The organism is Marinimicrobium sp. UBA4509 (genome assembly GCF_002388575.1).
Lineage (GTDB): Bacteria > Pseudomonadota > Gammaproteobacteria > Pseudomonadales > Cellvibrionaceae > Marinimicrobium > Marinimicrobium koreense.
In genome coordinates, this window is sequence record NZ_DGMV01000025.1 from 56,306 (window position 1) to 58,434 (window position 2,129).

Here is a 2,129-nt window from a genome sequence, read left to right on the forward strand (position 1 = left end):
GCCGGGCCAGATCGAGAAAGTAGCGGTCGACGCCCTGCCCGGCTCGGTAATCGCTGCGGGCCACCTGAAGATTGACCAGTTGCAGCGCCGCCAACCAGGGCCGCAGATGCACAATGGACTCGGTCTGCAGGCCCAACCGCTGACTGGCCTGACTCAACTGCTCCCACAGTGCCGGCGCGATGCGCTCGGACAGTTGAACGCCAGAGGGATAGCGCCCCATTCGCGCCAGAGTGGCGTGCATACGGTCGGGGCCGACCTGGGAGACATCGAGTTCGACCGCGAGCAGATCCGAGTCGCGGTAGGCATCGAGCACTTTATCGGGGAGAGGAAAAAAGCTGTCATCGCCGAAGTGCAGCGCTCCGAAGAGGTACACGGGCTCCGGCTGATCCGGGTGCTGAACCCGCCACAGGAGAGGGCGTGAAGGAGCCTCAACCATGGCCATTGGGCTCGCTTCGGTAAGCGCGTCGTGAATGCGGGCCCTCTCGGCCTGCAGCGCTCCCGACCAGAGCGTCGCGACGAACAGGAGCATTAGCGACGCCAACGCACTCCGCAGCCCTTCGAAGAAGGGACGGGCGCCGCTCAGCCTGTTCGCGGGTGCCAGAGCACCGAATCTATTGACCACCAAACGCACTCCGCCGTCATCAGAGAGTCACAATGACGACGGAGTCTAGCAGAACCTGCACGAAAATCGACCCCTTTAGAGGGCGCTCAATTGATTCGCTCAATTACGGTGCTAATCCCCTGCCCCAGACCGATGCACATGGTGGCCACGCCCAAGGTCATATCCTGCTCCGTCATGGCGGTGAGCAGAGAGCCGGTGATGCGGGTGCCGGAGCAACCAAAGGGGTGCCCCAGGGCGATGGCACCACCATTGAGGTTCACCCGCTGATCCATATCGTCCAGCAGTTGAAGATCCTTGAGCACGGGCAGCGCCTGAGCGGCGAACGCTTCATTGAGCTCCACGCACTCCACGTCTTCCATGGTCAGATTGGCGCTGTCCAGCGCCTTTTGGGTGGCCGGAACCGGCCCGTACCCCATGATGGAAGGGTCCACGCCCGCCAGCCCCATAGACACCACCCGGGCCAGCGGCTTGAGCCCCAGAGCCTGGGCCCGCTCCGCGGACATGACCACCATGGCCGAGGCGCCGTCGGACAGTTGCGACGAAGTGCCAGCCGTGACCTGACCATTCTTGGGATCGAACACCGGGCGCAACTGCGCCAGCCCCTCTACGGTGGTGTCCGGACGAATCGTCTCGTCTTCCGCCACCATGATCGGAAAGCCCTCTTCAGTGTGCCCCGCCACGGGGACAATTTCCCGGGTAAAGCTTCCACGCGCCCGGGCGGCCGCCGCCCGCTGATGCGAGCGGGCGCCAAACTCATCCATCTGCGAGCGGGTGATGCCGTGAAGGCGCGCCAGGTATTCGGCGGTAACGCCCATATTTCCCGCCGCCTTGGCCACCGAAAGCCCTAACAGAGGGTTCGGATCAATGGCCTCGTACATCGGCAGGTGCCCCAAGTGCTCTACCCCACCAATCAGGTAAACATCCCCCAGGCCGGCGCGTATATTGGCGGTCGCGGTATGCAGTGCCGCCATGGAAGAACCACACAGACGATTGACGGTTTGCGCCGGTACCGAGTGAGGCAAACCGGCCCGCAGCCAGATATTCCGGGCAATATTGAAGGCCTGCTCTTCGCGCTGCAGCACACAGCCCCAGATGAAGTCATCGACCGACGCCGGCTCCAGGGCCGGGTTGCGGGACAAGAGCGCCTGGATCAGACTGGCGGATATATCATCCGCCCGACTGAAACGGAAACAGCCGTTTTTGGACCGCCCCATGGCGCTGCGGGCGTAATCGACAATAACCGCGTCTCGGTGATGCAAGGTCATTGGGCACCTCCCTGAGAGGGAACAACAGGATAGAAAGGCTCGCCGCTCTCGATTCGGCGCAAAAGCCCATCGGGTAGATGGTACAGCGGGGTCAGGTCAGCCCAGGGTTCCGCCATGGCGCGGAAAGCGTCGAGGCCAACGGCATCGACCCAGCGCAGCGCTCCGCCACGAAAGGGAGGGAAGCCGGTTCCGTACACCATGGCCATATCGGCTTCGGCGGGCGAGGCGACAATCCCCTCATC

The 2,129-nt window shown here is 63.4% G+C and carries 2 protein-coding genes and 1 pseudogene; all 3 read right to left on the reverse strand.

The features are described 5' to 3' along the window. Positions 1-529, reverse strand: a 529-nt coding sequence (locus tag B3520_RS02875; protein WP_286875369.1) for a TraB/GumN family protein, incomplete at its 3' end; no start/stop codon positions are given. A gap of 179 nt (positions 530-708) precedes the next feature. Beyond that, complete coding sequence (fadA, locus tag B3520_RS02880) at positions 709-1,887, reverse strand: acetyl-CoA C-acyltransferase FadA (RefSeq protein WP_123637411.1); 1,179 nt, start codon at positions 1,885-1,887, stop codon at positions 709-711. Then, positions 1,884-2,129, reverse strand: a pseudogene (locus B3520_RS02885) (hypothetical protein); the annotation flags it as partial. The gene fadA and the pseudogene B3520_RS02885, both read right to left, overlap by 4 nt.